The organism is Herpetosiphon sp. NSE202 (assembly GCF_042688385.1).
Classification (GTDB): Bacteria; Chloroflexota; Chloroflexia; order Chloroflexales; family Herpetosiphonaceae; genus Herpetosiphon.
This window is the reverse complement of sequence record NZ_JBHUPY010000013.1, coordinates 310,062-329,393: the sequence shown is the minus strand read 5'-3', so window position 1 is coordinate 329,393 and position 19,332 is coordinate 310,062. Positions and strand designations below refer to the sequence as shown.

The 19,332-nt window shown below is 51.6% G+C and carries 15 protein-coding genes; 1 reads left to right on the top strand and 14 read right to left on the bottom strand.

What is annotated here, in order from left to right:
* Positions 1-630 precede the first annotated feature (630 nt).
* Positions 631-1,338, top strand: coding sequence for a hypothetical protein (locus ACFMKP_RS17945; protein WP_382293746.1), 708 nt, complete (start codon positions 631-633; stop codon positions 1,336-1,338).
* 34 nt (positions 1,339-1,372) lie between these two features.
* Here the strand turns inward: ACFMKP_RS17945 and ACFMKP_RS17940 are convergent, their stop codons facing one another.
* From ACFMKP_RS17940 to ACFMKP_RS17875, 14 genes are all read right to left on the bottom strand, one after another.
* Positions 1,373-2,368 (bottom strand): aldo/keto reductase, encoded by a 996-nt coding sequence (locus tag ACFMKP_RS17940; RefSeq protein ID WP_382293744.1) that lies wholly within the window; start codon positions 2,366-2,368, stop codon positions 1,373-1,375.
* A 157-nt stretch (positions 2,369-2,525) separates the two neighbouring features.
* Positions 2,526-2,714: a type II toxin-antitoxin system VapC family toxin gene (locus ACFMKP_RS17935; protein WP_382293742.1), complete on the bottom strand. Its 189-nt coding sequence runs from the start codon at positions 2,712-2,714 to the stop codon at positions 2,526-2,528.
* 215 nt (positions 2,715-2,929) lie between these two features.
* Positions 2,930-3,268: a hypothetical protein gene (locus ACFMKP_RS17930; RefSeq protein WP_382293740.1), complete on the bottom strand. Its 339-nt coding sequence runs from the start codon at positions 3,266-3,268 to the stop codon at positions 2,930-2,932.
* A gap of 162 nt (positions 3,269-3,430) precedes the next feature.
* Positions 3,431-4,477, bottom strand: a complete 1,047-nt coding sequence (locus ACFMKP_RS17925; RefSeq protein ID WP_382293738.1) for an SIS domain-containing protein — start codon at positions 4,475-4,477, stop codon at positions 3,431-3,433.
* Positions 4,471-5,607, bottom strand: a complete 1,137-nt coding sequence (gene nagA, locus ACFMKP_RS17920) for an N-acetylglucosamine-6-phosphate deacetylase (protein WP_382293736.1) — start codon at positions 5,605-5,607, stop codon at positions 4,471-4,473. Before nagA ends, ACFMKP_RS17925 begins: the two co-directional genes overlap by 7 nt.
* On the bottom strand, positions 5,604-6,065 hold the full coding sequence (locus tag ACFMKP_RS17915; protein ID WP_382293734.1) for a GNAT family N-acetyltransferase: 462 nt from the start codon (positions 6,063-6,065) through the stop codon (positions 5,604-5,606). The genes nagA and ACFMKP_RS17915 overlap by 4 nt, the downstream gene beginning before the upstream one ends.
* On the bottom strand, positions 6,058-7,857 hold the full coding sequence (locus ACFMKP_RS17910) for a glycoside hydrolase family 20 zincin-like fold domain-containing protein (RefSeq protein ID WP_382293732.1): 1,800 nt from the start codon (positions 7,855-7,857) through the stop codon (positions 6,058-6,060). Before ACFMKP_RS17910 ends, ACFMKP_RS17915 begins: the two co-directional genes overlap by 8 nt.
* A gap of 3 nt (positions 7,858-7,860) precedes the next feature.
* Positions 7,861-8,706 (bottom strand): carbohydrate ABC transporter permease, encoded by an 846-nt coding sequence (locus tag ACFMKP_RS17905; protein ID WP_204754116.1) that lies wholly within the window; start codon positions 8,704-8,706, stop codon positions 7,861-7,863.
* Positions 8,707-8,708: 2 nt separating this feature from the next.
* Positions 8,709-9,806 (bottom strand): carbohydrate ABC transporter permease, encoded by a 1,098-nt coding sequence (locus ACFMKP_RS17900; protein ID WP_382293729.1) that lies wholly within the window; start codon positions 9,804-9,806, stop codon positions 8,709-8,711.
* A 455-nt stretch (positions 9,807-10,261) separates the two neighbouring features.
* A complete protein-coding gene (locus tag ACFMKP_RS17895; protein WP_382293727.1) occupies positions 10,262-11,749 on the bottom strand; it encodes an ABC transporter substrate-binding protein in 1,488 nt (495 codons plus the stop codon).
* 138 nt (positions 11,750-11,887) lie between these two features.
* Positions 11,888-12,898 (bottom strand): ROK family protein, encoded by a 1,011-nt coding sequence (locus tag ACFMKP_RS17890; protein WP_382293725.1) that lies wholly within the window; start codon positions 12,896-12,898, stop codon positions 11,888-11,890.
* Positions 12,899-12,958: 60 nt separating this feature from the next.
* Positions 12,959-14,119, bottom strand: a complete 1,161-nt coding sequence (locus ACFMKP_RS17885) for an ROK family protein (protein ID WP_382293723.1) — start codon at positions 14,117-14,119, stop codon at positions 12,959-12,961.
* An 805-nt stretch (positions 14,120-14,924) separates the two neighbouring features.
* The gene (locus tag ACFMKP_RS17880; protein WP_382293721.1) at positions 14,925-18,119 is read right to left on the bottom strand and encodes a M14 family zinc carboxypeptidase; all 3,195 of its coding nucleotides are present in this window, start codon (positions 18,117-18,119) and stop codon (positions 14,925-14,927) included.
* 426 nt (positions 18,120-18,545) lie between these two features.
* The gene (locus ACFMKP_RS17875) at positions 18,546-19,331 is read right to left on the bottom strand and encodes an ABC transporter permease (protein WP_382293719.1); all 786 of its coding nucleotides are present in this window, start codon (positions 19,329-19,331) and stop codon (positions 18,546-18,548) included.
* Position 19,332 lies beyond the last annotated feature (1 nt).

Below are 19,332 nucleotides of genomic sequence, written 5' to 3'. Positions count from 1 at the left end.
GGGCTTTAATACCGTGGTTCTTGCGCAATCCCTCGGTAAAAACTGCTGCGCCCCCTCACCCGCGTTCAGTGGGAGAGCGGGCTGGGGATCGGCGAAGGTCTTAAGATCCCCTCACCCCAACCCCTCTCCCACGCGGCGGGCGAGGGGCTTTTGGTTGTGTTGGTTTGGCATGATTGGTGGTGAAAACGGGTGCTCCCCCTCGCCCGCGTTCAGTGGGAGAGCGGGCTGGGGATCGGCGAAGGTCTTAAGATCCCCTCACCCTAACCCTCGCCCGCCCAGCAGGCGAGGGGCTTTAATACCGTGGTTCTTGCGCAATCCCTCGGTAAAAACTGCTGCGCCCCCTCACCCGCGTTCAGTGGGAGAGGGGGCTAGGGGTGAGGGCATGCCCCACGCTACTACCAAATGTCTAAAAACCTACCCTTGAAAGGTCAGGAGCTAGGAATAGAAATTCGTTCAATGCCAACTGCCCGAATTCCATAAATTAATCATATTCATCCCTCATCCTTCTGCTCTCTGCGCCTTTGCGTTAAATTTCCCCTCCTGAACCCTAACCCCTGAACCCTAACCCCTGAACCCTGACCCCTCAACCCCAACTATGCTATACTCGCAGCCACAGCAAGGAGGTTTGCCATGAAACAGCTGAGATTATTGCTGCTGAGTGTGCTGTTGGTCGTGCCAATTCGCGCGAGCACTGCTGCCAGCAACTATTGCTTCCCCGAACTCAAAGCCTATTGTGTTGAAGCCCCATTTGATCAATATTGGGTTGCTAATGGCGGTCTACCAGTTTTTGGCTACCCGATTAGCGCCAAAGATCGCTACCAAACGCCAGATCAAGGCCCAATCCTCAACATCCAATGGACTGAGCGTCAACGCTTAGAGCAGCACACCACATTGGCTGGCACGCCCTACGAAATTCAAATTGGCTTGCTTGGCAAAGAGCGCATGGCCCAGCTCAACCGTGATTTAGAGCCAGCAGCACGTCGACCTGCCAATAATTGTTTGTGGTTCGCAGAAACCGGCCATAACGTCTGTAATCAAGCAGATGGCATGGGCTTCAAGCACTATTGGCAAAGCCATGGCACAACCACCGCCGGCTTGGATAGCTATACGCGTTCGTTGCAACTCTTTGGCTTGCCGCTTACCAGCGCCCAATTTGAGGTTAATCCTGATGGTGATGAGGTGATTACCCAATGGTTCGAGCGTGCTCGCTTCGAGTGGCATCCTGATAATCCTGATCAATTTAAGGTGTTGTTGGGGCGTTTGGGCAGCGAAATAACTGGGTTTGAGCCAGAAATTATTCCAGAGCCAATTCCTGGGCCAAACCCACCAAACAAATAAACGCGACCCTGGAATGTTCCAACGCCGCAAGCTGCTATAAACCAGTCATTTTTTCTAAATGTTCGGGATAGCGCGCACCTTGAATTGTAATTGAGGCCGCCGCTTGTTCAATCGCCTGCAAATCTTCAGCCGTCAGGTCAATTGCTGCCGCGCCCAGATTTTCTTCCAAGCGTTCCAAACGGCGCGTGCCAGGAATCGGCACGATCCATGGTTTTTGGGCCAGCAACCATGCCAAGGCAATTTGGGCAGGCGTGGCTTGTTTTTGGCGCGCAATCTCGTTCAACAAATCAATCAAGGCTTGATTGGCTTGCAAGGCTTCAGCGCTAAACCGTGGAATACTGTTGCGAATATCGCCCTCGCTAAATACTGTGCTTTGGTCGATTTTACCAGTCAAAAAGCCCTTGCCCAGTGGGCTAAATGGCACAAAGCCGATGCCCAATTCTGCCAAGACTGGCAAAATCTCAGCTTCTGGCTCGCGCGTCCACAACGAATATTCACTTTGTAAGGCGGCGACTGGATGCACTGCATGCGCACGGCGAATCGTTTGCGCCCCAGCCTCGGAAAGCCCAAAATGCTTAACTTTGCCTTGCTGAATCAGATCTTTAACTGCGCCAGCCACTTCTTCAATTGGCACATTCGGATCAACGCGATGTTGATAAAACAGATCGATTGCTTCGATGCGCAGCCGTTTGAGCGATGCTTCGGCGACACGTTTAATCTGATCAGGATGGCTGTTGACTCCCGACCAACCTGGCTTGCCATCGGGGTGTAAGTTAAAGCCAAACTTGGTTGCAATCACGACCTGATTGCGAAACGGCTCCAGTGCCTCGCCAACCAATTCCTCGTTGAGGTAGGGGCCATAAACTTCGGCAGTATCGAAGAAGGTTACACCGCGCTCAACCGCGGTATGAATTAAGTTGATTGCTGATTGTTTATCGCCGCCGGGGCCATAGCTTTGGCTCATCCCCATACAGCCCAAGCCAATTTCTGAGACAACCAAGCCAGTCGTTCCAAGCGTTCGTTGGTGCATTGCAAACTCCTTGCAGTCGAAATTTGTGCTAGCAACAGTATAGATCTTGGCGCAACAATTACTTGCCTAATGCTCCAAACCTATTGCCCAATGCTCCAAACTTTGGTTGTTCCTACGGAGTTTTTAGCCACGAATTGCACAAATGATTACTAAATCATCAGCGTAGCCAATTTTCAATCCGTAGTTCTGGAACTGCGTCGAAATCCTTATCTGTGGTTAGCAATACTAAGTCATAGCGCAACGCAAGAGCCGCTATCAAGGCATCTACGGTGGCCAGTTGGCGACCTTGGCGACGTAAGGCAATTTGCATCTCTGCGGCATGAACTGCATCAGTCTCATCAGGCAAATAGCAGGGAAAAAAGGGTTGGATCTGTGCCCCGCTGCTCGATTTGCCACCGCACGAGGTAGCAGACCAATGCCAAAAATAAGCTCAGTCACCATGGGGACGCAAATTGCAAAGGTTGCTCCAGCGGCTATCTCCATGATTACACGATGACGTAGCGGATGACTGGGAGAATTAAAGGCGAAGCATGATTCGTATCTAAAAGGTAAATTGCCATCCTAACGCAATTCCTCATCTGTACTATCATCAATATTCATGTTGTGAATAATAGTTTCAGCTTCTTGCCACGCTGCATCCCATTCCTGTCCAATTACGGGATCAGACTCCTCATCGTCGTAAAGTGCAGCTGTGAGTGATCCCAGTGCCGGACGAATTTGGGTTGGATTCGGTGGAGTTGATTGAATTCGTTGGACGACAGTAAGTAGCTGAGGATCGATAGCAGTATCCAAGGCACTTGTCAATAAGCTTATAGCCAAGGTTTCTACTGATTGGTGCTGAGCTAATGCATGTTGTTGTAAGCGCAGTGCTAGTGCTTCAGGCACGGTAATTGTGGGCATCCCATACCTCCAAGGAATATTCATACCTATCTGTAGTCTAGCATTGCCTAGTTTTGGCGGCAAGCTCATTAATTAGAACTAGAGTTTATAAACTTCTATTTGGCTAAAAACCAAAAGCCCTACCCAAAGGCAAGGCTTGGCAAATCAGCAGATTGAAACAACTTAGCGGGTTTCGGTAACTTTGCGCAAACCACGCGGCTGATCAACATCGAAATCACGAGTATGCGCCAGATGCAAGGCCAACAATTGGCCAGGCACAATATTGATAATTGGCGAGAGCCATTCGGGCAGGCCGGTTGGCGTGCGCAAGGGCGTGCGGCTCAAACGCAAGGTATCGTGATCATCGCTAATCGCCAGAATTTCTGCGCCACGCTCGCGAATCGTTTGGATAAAGCTTTGCATTTCGGGCAACATTGGGCCGCTTGGCGCAATCACAATCACCGGAAAGCCCTGTTCGAGCACGGCCACGGGGCCATGCAAAAAGTCGGCGCTGCTGTAGGGCTGCACAATCGTATAGGTCAATTCTTTGAGCTTGAGCGCTAATTCAAAGGCGGTTGAATAATTGTAGCCCCGGCCAATCACCACACATTGTTGCATATAGCGATAGCGCTGCACCACATTCGCCATATCTGGCAAATTGCTGAGGGTATCGCCAACAAAGCGCGGCAAACGATCAAGCGCAGCATTCATACTGGCATCATCGGACAAAGCAGTGCTCAGCATCGCAATCGCCACCAATTGAGCGCTATAGCTCTTGGTCGCAGCAACCGCCAATTCCTCGCCAGCATGCAAATCGATCACGAAATCGCCTGCTTGGGCCAAGGGCGAATCGGTTTTGTTGGTAATCGCGGCAGTTAATGCGCCCTGTTTGCGCGCTTCGGTGAGCACCGCCACAATATCGGGGCTTTTGCCGCTTTGGCTAATGCCCAGCACACACACATTGCCCAAAACTGGTGGGCGTTGGTAGATTGAAAACAGGCTTGGCGTAGCCAAAGTAACTAAGATTCCATTGATAGAGCCAAGCAAATATTGGGCATAGCGGGCAGCATTATCGCTCGTGCCGCGCGCAGCAATGACAATTTGGCTGATATTGCGTTCGCGAATGGCCGCCGCCAAACTAGCAACCGTGTCTTTTTCGGCCTCGAGCAGCCGTGCCAGTGATTGAGGTTGCTCATAAATTTCGCGATACAGATGGCTTTGGGTTAGCATTGACGTTGCTCCAAGGTTGTAGAACCATAGACGATGTTGCCGCCAACAATTGTGGCAACAACCTGATAGTGTTGATCAAAAATCACCAAATCAGCAGGATTATCGATCGCAATTCGGCCATAGTGCGCCAAGCCCAGCAAATTGGCCGGAATCGTGGTAAAGGCTGGCAAAATCTGCTCTAGCGGGCTGTTTGTCCAAGCATGAATGTTGCGCAACGCTTGATCCATCGCCAAGACACTGCCCGCCAAACGGCCATCGCTGCGCCGAGCCTCGCCATTGGCGACGGTCAAGGTTGTGTCGCCAAGCAGATATTCGCCATCGGGCATGCCAAGTGCTGCCTGGGCATCGCTGACAATCGCAATGCGCTGGCTGGCGCTTTGCCAAACATGGCGCACCAAACCAGCATGCACATGCACCCCATCGGGAATCAAGCCAATTGTGATCCGTTGGTCGCTCAAGGCGGCTCCGGCTAAACCTGGCTCGCGATGATGCAAGGCTGGCATGGCGTTGAACAAATGGGTTACGGCACGAATACCTTGGTTAAAACTGGCTTCGGCTGCTTCAAAGGTGGATTCTGAGTGGCCAGCGCTCACCACCACGCCGCGCTCAACCAAAGCTTGAATAACTTGATCAGCTGCATCAAGCTCGGGAGCCAAAGTAACCAAGCGCACGCCATTAGCCAGCGACCAGCTTTCAATCGCCGCCAAACTAGGGCTTTGCAAATGATTAGGATTATGCGCACCGCGCTTGGCTGGGTTGAGAAACGGCCCTTCGAGATGCAAGCCCAGCACCCGCGAACCAGTAAAATTGGCTTCTTGCACCACCTGTTGCGCCAAGGCAACTTGGCTCAGCGGCGAGGTGATGATCGTTGGCAAAAAGGCCGTCACGCCATATTGCACCAATTTGGCAGCCACCGCAGCAATCGTCTGTGGATCGCTAGTAAAGTCGTGGCCAAGTGCGCCATTCAGTTGCAAATCGATCAAACCTGGCGCGACAATCAGATCAGTCAGATCGTAGCAGGGCGCTGCTGGCGCGGCCTCGGCAAAATGGCCATTGGCAATCGCCAAACTGCGCATAGCACTCAGCTCAGGCGTATAGATCGTGGCGTTTTCAAAACGTAGGCTGCTCATGCATCACCTTGCAACATCCCGCGATACACGCCGGGGGTTGAATCGGGGATGACGATTGCGCCAACGGTGCGCTGATAGAACTCAACTGGGCCTGCATCACCCACAATCGCATAGCCAAAACCTTGCTGTTTCATCGCATCCAAGGCTGCAATCAACAAGGCCGTACCAACTCCGCGCCCACGGCAATCGGGGTCAACGCCAGTTGGGCCAAAGAAATTGCGGGTTGTGGTATCGTAGCAGGCAAAGCCCAAGAGCTTTTGCTCTTCGACCGCAATGATGCAGCTAATTGGGGTTTGGCTGAAGGCCACTGCACACTCGCTGCGCCACGCTGGGTAGAAAAAACGCGCTACCCAATCGAGCACAACATGGCGTTCAGGGGCAATTGCCCGGCGAATCGTCACGCCAGCAACGCTCGGAATCGCTGGCAATTCGTAGAGTTTGACCAAGAGATCAGGCATATTGAACCTCGCCATAGCTACTGCGCAAGGTGGCGAAGTGCTTCAAGCTATCCTGCAAGCCACCTGGCCGATTGCGGCTCAACCAAACTTCTTGGAAGCGCGCGATCAAGCCATCGATTTCGGTTTGTAGGCTGCTTGCCTGCTCGCTTGGCTGTTGATCGAGTACCCACAAGCCGCGCTGCACTGCATGGCGCAGCAAATCGATCGCCCACGCCAACTCGACCAAGCATAATTCGCCATCGGCGCGCTGCGGTTTGGTTTTCTGGAGGTCGTTGCGTAATTGTACTAAAATCTCATCAGCGTTATGTAAATCTTCACGATCAAGTTTCAAGTTAGCAATTGCTTCGGGGTTGGCTTGCAAAATGCGGAACAACGATGAAGTGTTGTGCAATAACGGCGGCACAGCACGATAGACATCGCCCAATTGATAGACCAAATTGCCCAAAACCTTGTTGCTATCAGCAAAAACTACGCTATCGAGCAAGGCCACCACATCAAGCTCGGCCAGTGCGTTCCAAGCGCGAGCAGCGCCGATTGCCAAGCCAAGATAGCTGGTTACCAATGGTTGCCAGTGGCCATTATCGCCCCAATCGGTCATCAAAAAGCCTTTAGCGCCATAGTGCAAGCCATGTTTGGCGGCGCTGGCGATGTTTTCCAAGGCGTTGCTGGTGCGGCCTGCAATCGTATTCCAGCTTGAGGTGCCTGGGCAAACGTAGAATGGCAGGCCAGCTTTGGCGATTGTCGCCGATTGTTCTTCGAAGGGATGATTGGCCTCGTAGCCCCAAATTAGCACTTCTGCATCTTGTGGCAATTCGCTCACCAACTCTGGGTAGTGCAAAATAATATCGCTCCAGAATTGCATGATATAGCCGCGAGAGTGGGCTTCGTGATAGAGCTTTTGCAAAAATTCGAGATACACCCGACCCTTGCCACGTTCAGCAACTGCCGCCGCGCTTGCGCCCAAGCCCAATTCAACGGTTTCGTCGCAGCCGACGTTGAGGGTGCGAGTGCGGAAATTAGGCAGCAATTCGTCGAGCATGCTGCGCACCAATGCGATGCTGCCTGGGTGTTCGGGGGCCAAGGTAAAGGGTTCGTCGAAGTAACCCCAATCTGGATCGCCCGTGTCGCAGCCATCAGGGCACTCGGCCAAATCGCGATATTCTGGCTTGGTCAGCCAGCGCCGCATATGGCCAAAGCAGTTTTGGTTGGGCACTAATTCAATAAAGCGTTCGAGACAAAAATCATCGAGCGCGCGCACTTCCTCAGCGGTCAGCGGCGAGGCATCGGCCCAAACCGTGGGGTGGTTTTGGTAGGCAAAGGTATGTTCGATATACAGCTGAATTTGGTTGATTTTCCAGCTGGCCAATTCGTCAATCAGCCCATAGAGCGTAGCCATGGTTGGCACTTTATCGCGGCTAATATCGAGCATAAAGCCCCGCACCGCAAAATCTGGCGCATCGTCGATCAAAAGATAGGGCAATTGTGCAGCTGATTGCTGTTGAATTTGGCGCAGCGTGTGCAAACCATAAAACAAGCCAGCCGCAGTTTGCGCAGCGATTTGCACGCCCTCGGCAGCAATTTGCAAACGATAACCATCGGCGTGAGCGATTGTTGGATCAAGCGTTAGCGCCAAATTGGCGTTTTGCGCGACGACTTCATGCTCGCCAAGCTGGGCCAAACTGGCTGAAACCCGTTGATCAAGCTCGGTTGGCAGGCTAATCTGCCAAATTTTGGGTAAAGCATAGCTTCCCTCAGCGAGCTGAAGGCTTTTTGGTGTTGGTAATAAGTGCATTTTTTATCCCTTGACTGATCCGGCTAGCAAACCACGCACGAAATAGCGTTGTAGTGCAAAGAACACTGCCAACGGCACGATCATCGAGACAAACGCGCCAGCAGTTAACAAGTGCCATTTATTGCCGAGCGAGCCGGTTAATTCGGAGAGTTTGACGGTCAAAACTTTATTCGTGCCCAAGAACACCAACGAAACCAGCAGGTCATTCCAAATCCAGAGGAATTGGAAGATCGCAAACGAAGCAATTGCTGGGGTCGAAAGTGGCAGCACAATCCGCATAAAGACGGTGAAATCTGATGCACCGTCGATTTTTGCCGATTCAATCAGGTCGCCTGGAAGTTGCGAAATATAGTTGTAGAGCAGATAAATTGCCAGCGGCAAGCCAAAACCGGTGTGCGCTAGCCACAAGCCAAGGAAAGTGCCGGCGATGCCAGTTTGCGTATACAAGCGCAAAATCGGAATCAAGGCCACTTGCAATGGCACAACCATCAAGCCGATAACCATTGCAAACAGCCAATCGCGGCCTGGAAATTTCATCCATGCAAAGGCGTAGGCGGCAAAAGCGGCGACAGTAATTGGCAGAATTGTGGCGGGAATCGTGACGACCAAGGTATTGACAAAGGCTTCGCCAAGGCCGTTAGCGCTAATCACATCAGCATAGTTTTTGAAAGTCCAAACTGATTCCTCAAATGGATGTTTGAGCGCATTCCACCAGCCTGAATTTTTCACATCATTTTCGGGGCGAAACGAGCTAACCAACACGCCGACGGTTGGCAACGTCCAGAGGAAGGCAATTGCAATAACTGCAAAGTGAACGAATGAACGTGAGACAAGACGTTGGATACGCATGATTACCCTCGCTGACGGCGGGCATTCCGCACGTTAATAATCATCACTGGCAGCACGGCGATCACCAAAATCATGGTCAAAGCGCTACTGAGGCCATAGTTTTGATTTCGGAAGAACTCGGTAAACATGCGATTGGCGATAACCTCGGTTTCATAGTTGCCGTTGGTCATCACAAACACAATGTCGAACACCTTCAAGACTGCGATAACCACCGTCGTAACCACGGTCAAAATCGTGGTTTTGAGCGAAGGAATGATAATCCGCCAGAAGATGTCAAGCTCGCCTGCGCCGTCGACCCGTGCTGCATCGATAATATCGGCGGGAATCGCCTTGAGCGCCGCTGAGAGAATCACCAAACAAAAGCCAGTTTGCAGCCAGATCATAATCACGATCAAGGCAATATTATTGACGCTCTTATTGATTAACCAAGCAACTGGTTTGAAGTCGAAATTGCCGATAAAGGCATTCAACAAGCCAACGCCTGGCGGGTTGCTGGCATACATAAAGCGCCAAATCACGCCTGCACCAACAAACGAGATAATCATTGGCAAGAAGATCATCGATTTGGCAACAGCTTCGTAGCGCACTTTATCGAACAGCACGGCCATAATCAGGCCGCCAATGACGCTAAACGAGGTTACGCCAACAATCCAGTAGACATTATTGCGCAGCGCAATTTGGACTGTACGATTGGTAAAGGCAAACTTAAAGTTTTCCAGCCCAACAAAGGTCTCGCTATTTTTGTCGAGCACACTATAGTAGGCCGTCATCACGGTTGGATAGACCAAGTAGATAATCAGCAAGGCCAAGGCTGGGCCAACAAAAATCACTGGGCGAATCCGCTCGCGCAGTGTTTCAGAAGGAATCAGATTGAGCAGCTCGTTACAGAGCCAGTAGGCAATCCAAATGCCAAAGACCCCAACGAGCAAGGCCACCCCAACCACCAACAATCGCGGGGCATCAGCGTCTTTCATAACGCCGAGGCTCCAACGCCCGACCAAGATTGAAATAATTAATGCGAGAGGAACCAGCAACATGCGCACAATCTCGCTGGTGTTGCGCGAGCGTGGCCCAGTGCTAGTTTGTGGTTGTGATGACATGCCACAACTCCTTGCTGAGGAACAGTGCCAAGCAGCACTGCCTGAATACCGAGAACAGAGTCCAGAGAACAAATGAATGTGAGCGATTCCGCTGTTCTCTGTGCTATGTCATGTTTGGCTATGGGCTATAGGCTTTTGGCTCTAGGTTTGATCCATGAAGCATACGAAGAGCTGAAACCGCGAAGGACACGAAGAGCGCAAAGGATTATTTTTTAGCCACGAATTACACAGATCACACGAATGATTTAATTTCATCCCTCATAATTCATCCTTCATATTTTTTTCATTGCTTGCTGTGCTTATTTTGATTTTTGCCTTCTGCCTTTTGACCTTTTCTTTCATCCCTCATCCTTTATCCTTCTCTCTGTTCTGCTTACTATACAACGAGAGGTAGGCATACGCTACCTACCTCTCGCGGCATTTCGATGCACTGCATCGTCATCGAGGGAGGCTGACTAGTTTTTTGGCCAGCTTTCTTCGATGGTGGTCAAGACGGTATCGATGTCGGTGTTGTTCACGTAATCGACCATACCTTTCCAGAAGGTACCAACGCCAACTTCAGCTGGCATCAAGTCGGAAGCATCGAAGCGGAATACGGTAGCTTCCTTGATGATTTCAGCTTGGCGGCGGTCGATGTCGTTACCATACCAAGCCAAGTCGACGCTTTGGTTTGGTGAGATAAAGCCACCAGCTTCGACCCAGCCTTTGGCTGATTCTGGGCTAGCCAAGTATTGCAATACAGCGCGCACTTCTGGGCGATCGTTGAACATTGCGAACACGTCGCCGCCACCCAACACAGGCTTGCCTAATGCTGGATCAATTGGTGGCAAGTAGAAGAAGTTGCTGTCGGTGCCAGCTTTCTTGCCTTCTGGGAAGAATGATGGAATCCAGCCAGCTTGGCGGTGCAACCAGCAGCCTGGTTTGTCGGCGTTGAACATTGGGGTTTGGGTATCGGCCACAGCGGTGGTCAAGATACCTTCACGGCCACCAGCAACGTATTGTTCGTTGAACCAGATTTTACCCATAACTTCAGCGGCGTTTTTGACGCTTGGGTCGTTGAATGGGATTTCGTGGCTGACCCACTTGTCGTAGGTTTCAGGGCTAGCGGTGCGCAACATGATGTCTTCCATCCAGTCGGTAGCGACCCAGCCGGTCACGTTGCCGTGTTCCAAGCCGATACACCATGGAGTGTTGCCATCAGCAACCATCTTGTCGCTCAAAGCGGTCATTTCATCCCAGGTTTGAGGAATGGTATAGCCAGCTTCTTCGAAGGCTGGAACTGGATACCAGACGATGCTCTTGGTGCTGGCGCGGAAGAACACACCGTAGAGGGTGTTATCAACTGAGCCAAGATCGATCCATGATTGGATGTAATCTTTTTGCAAATCTTCTGGTTTGATGAAGCTTGAGATATCGACCAACTTGTTCTTGCGAGCCAAGGTTGCCATCAAGCCTGGTTGTGAGAAACCAGCGATGTCAGGGGCGTTACCGCCTTCGGCGCGAACAGGAATCAAGGTTTCGAAATCTTTCGAGCCTTCGTATTGAACATCGATGCCGGTGCGGGCTTCGAAGGCAGCCAAGGTTTGATTGAAGGCTGCGTCTTCTGCTTCAACCCACAAACCGAAGATGCTGACTTTGGTGCCCTTGAATTCGCCAGCTTCGGCGCGAACTAATTCAGCATAGTTTGGGTTGACAGCTGGAACGCTGCCAGTGCTATCTGTAGTTTTGGTTGCGGCTGGGGCTTCGGTTCCGGTGATTGCTTCGGTTGCAACAACTTCGGTTGCTGCTGGGACTTCAGTTGCAGCGGCGGTTTCGGTTGTGGCCGTTGCTGCAGGAGCAGTGGTTGCTGCGGTGGTTGGTGCGGTCGTAGGCGTTGTGCTACCACCACATGCGGCGATCAGCATGCTGATCAGCAGTAACAACAGGAAACTGCGATGTTTCATCTAGACTGTTCCTCACTAATGCGGGAAATGCTGCGGTATACGTGACTTCATACCCCGTGGCGTTTCCCCAAATCCAACCTAACGATGTGGGCCTGGTATGGTTTGCCATGAGATGTTGGGTTCATCTCGTGGCGGAGCTTAAGCCAATTGCGCGTGCGCGACCCGCGCCAACGCTTGGCTATCGAGCAAGGCGATTCCGCCCCATGCACCAGCAGCAAAATCACGATCTAAGAGCTTGACCCGCCCTGCAGGAAGCAACGATGCTGCGAGCGAACTTTGCTGACGTAAGCTATCGAGTGCTTGTTCAATTGGACTGAAGAAGGCTGAGCCTGCGCGGCTAACACCGCCCCCCAGCACAATATGATCGCAATCGTAGGCAAGCACCATTGTATAGAGCGCCTGAGCAAGTTGGTCGCCAACCATGTGGGCAACAGCCAACCCTAATTCATCGCCAGCCTCGGCAGCAGCATACACTGCTGGAGTGGTTATCGAGGTTTGGTGCTGAAGTTGGCTATGCGGGAATGTTGAGAGCAGAGATTGCGCATAGTTGGCAATTGCTGGGCCTGCCACAACGGCTTCAAGACAGCCGTAATTGCCACAGCGACAGCGAATTGTTGATGAACCAAAGCGTGCATGGCCGATTTCGCCCGCCATCCCGTGACTACCACGGTAGACAGCTCCATCAAGAATCATGCCAGCGGCTATGCCCGTGCCTATACTAACATATAAAATCGAATCGATCGAACCTGCCAGCCAATAGCGTTGAATGCCAAGCGCTGCGGCCCGAACGTCGTTTTCAATCACGCAAGCCGTGCCAAAGGTGGCGTTGATGAAGCCACGCAGATCAACTGATTGCCAGCCAAGATTGACGGCATGCCGCACAATCCCGCTCTGCGTATCGACTTGGCCTGGAATGCCAATCCCAATTCCTGCAAGTAGCCGAATCGGCAAATCAGCTTGTTTCAGGGTTTCCCAAATCGTATCGGCAAGAGACTGGAGGGCATGGTCTGGGGTTCGGGTATCGGTGGGGCGTTGGACGCTGGCCCAAACCCGATTCTCGTCGTCGACAAGCAGGGTCGCAATTTTTGTGCCCCCTACATCGACTCCTAACCGCCAGCCATTGGCGTTCCGGCGCTGTCGTTGATCCACGCAAACCCCCTATACAAGGAACTAAGTGGCTAAGCTCGTCGGGGGGTGGTTTGCAGAACGTTAATCCCGAACAATGCCTAGCTCATTGGCTAGTAACAGCGCTGCTGCGCCTAAGGTTACGATATCGCTGCCGAGGGTGCTAACGTGCACATCGGTGGCTGCAACCAAGGTTTGCAACGCATGGTGGGCTAGCGAACGACGTAACGGTTGGAGTAAATCATTGCCAAGTTGGGCCAGTGACCCAGCCAGAATCACGAATTGAGTGTTGAGCAAACCAACAACATTAGCAATGGCGATGCCAAGGTAGTGGGCTGCTTCGTCAATAATCGCGCGCACAGTCGGCTCGTTGTTGGCCAAAGCGGCTTGAATCGCGGCAATCGTCCATGGTTCTGCTTGGGGCAATATTGCATCGAGTTTGGTCAGCAACGCACTCGTACTCGCCACAGTTTCGAGGCAGCCATAATGGCCGCAGCGGCAGAGAATTCCATTTGGTTGTACAACCACGTGACCGATCTCACCAGCTCCCCAAGCGTCACCACCAACAATCCGACCATTGATAAAAATGCCTGCGCCGATGCCAAGCCCAATGTTAATTACCACCAAATTGGGTGCATTGCGCTGGCTGCCAAACGTGTGTTCAGCAATCGCCGTCACATGACTATCGTTGGCCAAATAGACTGGTAGCCCATAGCGCTTGCCAAGCAAATCGCGCAGTGCGAGATTGTGCCAACCAAGGTTAACCGCTTGTTGGACAACCCCAGCAGTGGTATTAATCACTCCTGGTGCGCCGATGCCAATGCCCAGCACTGGGTTGTGGGTGTTCGCAAGCAATTGATCAATCAGTTGATACAATTGTTCAAGAACATTGCCCCCATTCAGGGTCAAGGTTTGGCGCTGGCGAATTGTCCCGCGTAAGTTGATGATCGTGCCTCGCAGTTCGTGTCCCGCAACATCCAAACCTATCAAGTGGCGACCATCATCCAATACGCTCAGCAATGTCGCTGGCTTTCCACCCCCAGAGGGCGCTAACCCGACTTCTTGCACCAAGCCTTCGTCAAGCAAAATCGCGACGTTACTCGAAACTGTGGTTGGCGTGAGGTTGGTTAAGCGGGCCACATCCACCCGACTAATCGCGCCACCATCGTAGATGGCTTTGAAGACAAGTCGGTAGTTGTGAAGCTTGCTTTGCTCCCGACTGGCTTTCTTGGGCAGTCCCTGCATAACTTATTCCAATGAATTTACTAAGTGAGAGTATCCCACAAGCGGCTCAATTTGTCAAGCGCAGCTTTGCGTGGCGCAAAAGGCTGAGCCTTGGGCAGCAAGAATAGTCTGATTTTGGCAGCGTGGAGTGCTGCATACAATACCAATATGCGACTATTCCTGAATCCAATGCTATTTTATCCGATAAATGATAAGTAGGGGCAGCGCAGAAGGATGAAGGATGAAGGATGAGGGATGAAGTCAGAATAGGGTCAGCATTAATAATAGAACATAGAACAGAGAGCAAAGAACATAGGGGCAAGTGATTAGCTTTAACGCAGCGGCGCAGAGCTACGAAATTATGAAGGATGAAGGATGAGGGATGAAGTCAAAAAAATGAGGCTATCGGCTGGTGGCTATATGTACTGGTTCATTAGGTTGGCAACCATGTTCCCTCACCCCCCAGCCCCCTCTCCCACTGAACGCGGGCGAGGGGGAGCCGCCGTTTTGAATGAAGAATTGCGGTAAAACCAGGGTTTTAAAGCCCCTCGCCCGCCACGTGGGAGAGGGGTTGGGGGGTGATGATCAAGTCGTGGTTAACCCAATGAACCAGTACAGCTATGGGCTATAAGAATAATAATCAAATATATCTGGGCAATCTGTGGCGAAAAAAAATAAGCATTCGTGCAATTCGTGCAATTCGTGGCTAAGAAATCTTCCCATACTTCGCGCTCTTTGCGGTTTCATGAGCTTCGTGGATCAAAAAAAGGGATCGATAACAAACTTGTTACCGATCCCCAACAACCAGCCCTCGCTCCCCCGCTTACTACTTCACAACATACGGCATATAGACCTTATATTGGCTGACTGGAATGCTAGTTGCGGTTGAAACTAAGCTAATGCTATTGCTTGCACTACTATCAGCGCTTGAGGTTGCGGTTACGGTTACGCTATCGGTCGTGGTAGCAACTGCATTGGCTGGAATCGCCACCACAACTTGGACGGTTGTGCTTGCGCCTGCTTCCAAGCTGACGCTGGTTTGGCTCAAGGTAGTTGGCCAGCTATTACCACTGACGCTCAGATTGAAGCTATCGCTTACATTACCGGTGTTGGTAATGTTCACCGTATAGGTAAGCGTCGAGCCAGCAACCCCACTCAAGGCAGCTTGAGGAGCTTGCACTGCCACATCATGCACAGTTGAATTTCCAATCGTAAACACAACTGGCACGGTTTGATCGCCATTCACCGTGTTGGCTCCTGCGTTGACCCGCAAGCGCGCACGATAGGTACCATTGGCAATCCCATTGCTGTTGGCGGTTACTTGCACGTTTGCCGAGCCACGCGCTGCCACATCAACCGAGGTTGGAGTCCAGCTCAGCCACGAAGCGTTGCCAGCATAGGCAACAAATTTCAGTGCCAAATTGCTATGCAAACGGCCTGTACTGTTGTAGACCCATTGGAAGCCCGAGGCTCCAGTGCTATCTTCGATGCCAACGCTGACGCTATTTTGGGTATCAACCGTTTGATATTGCAAGGTAATATCGCCACTGTTCAGATCCAGCACAAATTGGAAATCTTCAGGGCTGAAGCTGCCGCCGCTAGCCCAGTGGGGTACACCACTAAATTCAACAATAAATTGATCGTTAGCGCTATCAGCATAGGTAAAGATCCCATTCAGGCCACTGGTCAAATCGCTGGGATCAAGGTCATCCCACAAAGCGGCAATCACATTATTGGGTGCTGCGGTGCCAGGTACCACGCCGTTGGTCGACGTGCCCGAGGCACTACAGGTCGTGGCATTGGTTGGGCTGATAAAGCCGTTACTATTGACAATCAACTTGCTATAGCCGCTGCCATAGTACATGAAACTGCGTGGCAAGTTCACAATCACACAGGCATCATCGCCCAAATTGAGCCGCGTGCCAGTGCTGCTGATGTCGTTCCAGTTATAGCTTGGGCCGCCAACATCGTCGCTGCTCTTAACTTCGTAGCCCATTGGGGCCAGCGTGATATTTGCATTAAAACTGGTGTCGCCAGCATTGCCAATCACCAAGGTGCGCTCTTGGCTACCATCGCTCACGTTGAAATTCAAGGCGTTGGGCGTGGTTGTCAAAGCCGCCAATTGCGCAAGCACCAGATCTTGATTGGTAAAGCTGTTGCTGCTAACCGTTATGGTGTAGCTTGCTGGCGTTAAGCCCGTGCCGCTTACTTTGACACTATAGCTGCCAACTGGCAATTCCAAACGATAGCTGCCATCGCTGGCGCTGGTGGTGGTGCTAGTAAACGTGCCAGTCGTTGCCACGATCGTGGCATTGGCAATTGGCTGATTGTTATCGCTCGCGCGCACAACCCCGGTTAAGCCTTGGGGCGCAACATCGAGCCATTGAGCGCTAACCGGTCCCCAGTTGCCAGCAGTATCGCGGCCCCGGAAGTAGACCAAGTGACGGCCATTGCTCAACGTTTGGGGAATCGTTGCATTCACTGCTTCCTGAACGCTATTGAAATTCCCATCAGTGGCGTTTAGGCTAATCGCGGTTGCGCCAGCCCGCCATGGTGGAGTATCAACATAGGCTTCAGCAGCAGCAATCGTTTGGCTGCCATTATTGACATCGTTGATCGTTGCCAACAATTTGTAGCCATTACTCGCCGATTGGGTGGTGACGTTCAAGGCATCAGGGCCACGTTGCAACAAATAAGGCGAGCGAGCCACTTTCGAGGCATACAAGAACGCTGGCAAGTTGCGGCCCCAGAAGTTGCCTTGGGCTTGGCCATCTAAACAGGTAAAGTTCGGGAAGAAACCACTACATGAGCCAGAGCCTGGCCCAACTTCAAAGGTGTACGAGGCAATCCCCAATTCGCCATAGGCCCAATCATCGGTCGTGCCGCTGGTTGGATACAGCTCATCGGACTTTTGCGGCGTATAGCCATTGTAGCTGGCAAATTTCTTACCCAAACCACGCAAATCGGCATCGTTTGGCGCAAGTTGGGCTGAGTGACCATAGGGCCACAAGACCAAATCGCTATATGAGTGAATCGAGATATAGACCCCTGCCGTATCGTCTGGCGCAGGATCGGTGTCAGCAGGGCCACGACGATCAGCAAATACCCCGCGAATCCATTGTTGCAAGGTAGCAACTTCTGGCTCAGAAGCGGCTGAAAGCCCAGGCCAAGTCTCGCCACAACGCGGACCATTTGGGCTATCGACTTCGCCCCAATGGAATGATGAGTTGCGGTTGAGGTCGATCCCAATTTGCACCCCGCTACAGTTTGGTGTATCAACGGTATTACGATTTTTGCGTTGGGTAAACGATGAGCCTTGCTCGGCAATTTTGCGTCCATCTGGGTTGACGAAGGGCACAATCACAATCGTGTGCTCATCAAGCAACCAATGCACATCGGGGTCGGTTGCATAGCGTGAGAGCAAATACTCGGTGTAGCGCAAGGTCAATTCAGCGGTCGACATTTCGCGCGCGTGAATCGCCGACATCAAGAAGAAGGTTGGTTTTGGCCCAGGAATCAACGAATTGGTGATGGTAATCCCACGCAAATCGTAGCCTGCTGGTCCGCCAGCGTTCACTTTATCCCACGAAGCGCCATAGGTAAATAAACCAGTCAGGTTGGGATAGGTCGCATGCCATTGATCTAGCAAGGCATAGCCTTCTTCGACCGTGCGAAAACCACCTTGAACTGGCAAGATTGAAGGCATTTGCAGCAAGTCGGTTTGTTCTTGATCAATTGCTGCGGTAAATCCATCTTGTTGCAATTTAGCCAATTCGCTTGGCGTAATCAGCGCAAACAGATCGTCCTTATCGCGCATTTCCAATAAATCAAGGCCACGTGCGCTTAGGGCCAATGATTCAGTTCGATCTTTGGCCTGAATTCGTGCCACAACCCGTTGTTCTTCGACAACTGGCTGGGCTTCGGTGCGTTTTGGCAGCGAAACCACCACCAAACTACTCCAAACCCCAATCAGCGCCAAGATTGTTCCAATTAACGACCAACGATGCCTCAGACGGTCCATACAAACGACCTCCACACAGTGCGAGCCTAGCGCCGTGCCAGAATCTCCTTCGATTGTTACGCTAGGGAAGTTCTTGGGGAAAAACGACTCTTCGTTAAGTGTCTATTTTATCATTATTAAGTATTTGCAATGCAGCCTTGGCGATATGCGATTAAGTGATGTGTTCCCTCACCCCAACCCCTCTCCAATCCGCTGGGCGAGGGGCTTTAATGGCGTGGTTCTTGCAAAAATCCTTGGTTAAAACGGGTGCTCCCCCTCGCCCGCGTTTTCGTGGGAGAGGGGGCTGGGGGTGAGGGAATATTTAACCACCACGCTTTTTTTAAAACCTACCCTTGTAAGGGAGAGGGGGCTTGGGGGGGTGAGGGAACGCTCCACAGCCGACCAATCGCTCAAAACTAACCCTTATCTGAGCAAGGAAATCTAATCCTAGGCCGAAGCCCCAGTGTAATGGCGCAAGCCAAAGCGCCAAAATAAGCGTGAAACGATCAATAAAAAAACCGTCAAGCCCACGGCAAACAACAAATTTTGACCGTTCAACTGGCGCGCCAAGGTTTCAGCAGGCAGCGTCACCGCAAACGCAATTGGCAGCACAAAGGTCAAGGTATGTTTGAGCCAGCCAGGATAAATGCTCACTGGCCAACGACCTGCCTGATACAAGCTATCAAAAATTTCCAAAAAGTTGTCGGCGCGAATAATCCAAAATGCGCCAACGCTCAGCATCAACCAAACGCTATAAATCATCAGGCCGCCAAGTAGCACTGCCGCCGCAAACGCAAGTGCGCTCAGCCAGCCCAAACTGGTGCTTAATTGGCTAATTGCATAGCCCAACAACACGCTGCCAAGCACCAAATCGATCAATTGCCAAATTCGAAATTCACGCACGCTGATAATTGCTTGGGCATCGGCAGGCTTGGTCAGGGCAAAATCCAAGGTACCTTCTTGAATATCTTCAATCAAGCGGTTCATATTTGGCTGAATGATGGTTTTGATCAGCCCGCCAACGATGATATGCACGCCCATTACTGCCAAAAGTTCTGGTTGCGTCCAGCCAGCCAAATTTTGGGTATAGCTAAACACCAAGCTCATGGCAACCAAGCCCGTGCCCAAGGCCAAGGCCGATTGAAACAGCTGCACAAAAAAATTAACTCGATATTGAAATTCGCTGATCACGCTAACCCGCAGGAAGATCCAGAATAATCGTAAATACACCATC

Excerpts from the sequence above, each read along its gene's own strand:
- ACFMKP_RS17945 (WP_382293746.1), top strand. The coding sequence starts at position 631 with ATGAAACAGCTGAGATTATTGCTGCTGAGTGTGCTGTTGGTCGTGCCA.
- ACFMKP_RS17880 (WP_382293721.1), bottom strand. The coding sequence starts at position 18,119 with ATGGACCGTCTGAGGCATCGTTGGTCGTTAATTGGAACAATCTTGGCG.
- ACFMKP_RS17915 (WP_382293734.1), bottom strand. The coding sequence starts at position 6,065 with ATGCCTGATCTCTTGGTCAAACTCTACGAATTGCCAGCGATTCCGAGC.
- nagA (WP_382293736.1), bottom strand. The coding sequence starts at position 5,607 with ATGAGCAGCCTACGTTTTGAAAACGCCACGATCTATACGCCTGAGCTG.
- ACFMKP_RS17910 (WP_382293732.1), bottom strand. The coding sequence starts at position 7,857 with ATGCACTTATTACCAACACCAAAAAGCCTTCAGCTCGCTGAGGGAAGC.
- ACFMKP_RS17930 (WP_382293740.1), bottom strand. The coding sequence starts at position 3,268 with ATGCCCACAATTACCGTGCCTGAAGCACTAGCACTGCGCTTACAACAA.
- ACFMKP_RS17940 (WP_382293744.1), bottom strand. The coding sequence starts at position 2,368 with ATGCACCAACGAACGCTTGGAACGACTGGCTTGGTTGTCTCAGAAATT.
- ACFMKP_RS17875 (WP_382293719.1), bottom strand. The coding sequence starts at position 19,331 with ATGGTGTATTTACGATTATTCTGGATCTTCCTGCGGGTTAGCGTGATC.
- ACFMKP_RS17925 (WP_382293738.1), bottom strand. The coding sequence starts at position 4,477 with ATGCTAACCCAAAGCCATCTGTATCGCGAAATTTATGAGCAACCTCAA.
- ACFMKP_RS17885 (WP_382293723.1), bottom strand. The coding sequence starts at position 14,119 with ATGCAGGGACTGCCCAAGAAAGCCAGTCGGGAGCAAAGCAAGCTTCAC.
- ACFMKP_RS17895 (WP_382293727.1), bottom strand. The coding sequence starts at position 11,749 with ATGAAACATCGCAGTTTCCTGTTGTTACTGCTGATCAGCATGCTGATC.
- ACFMKP_RS17905 (WP_204754116.1), bottom strand. The coding sequence starts at position 8,706 with ATGCGTATCCAACGTCTTGTCTCACGTTCATTCGTTCACTTTGCAGTT.
- ACFMKP_RS17900 (WP_382293729.1), bottom strand. The coding sequence starts at position 9,806 with ATGTCATCACAACCACAAACTAGCACTGGGCCACGCTCGCGCAACACC.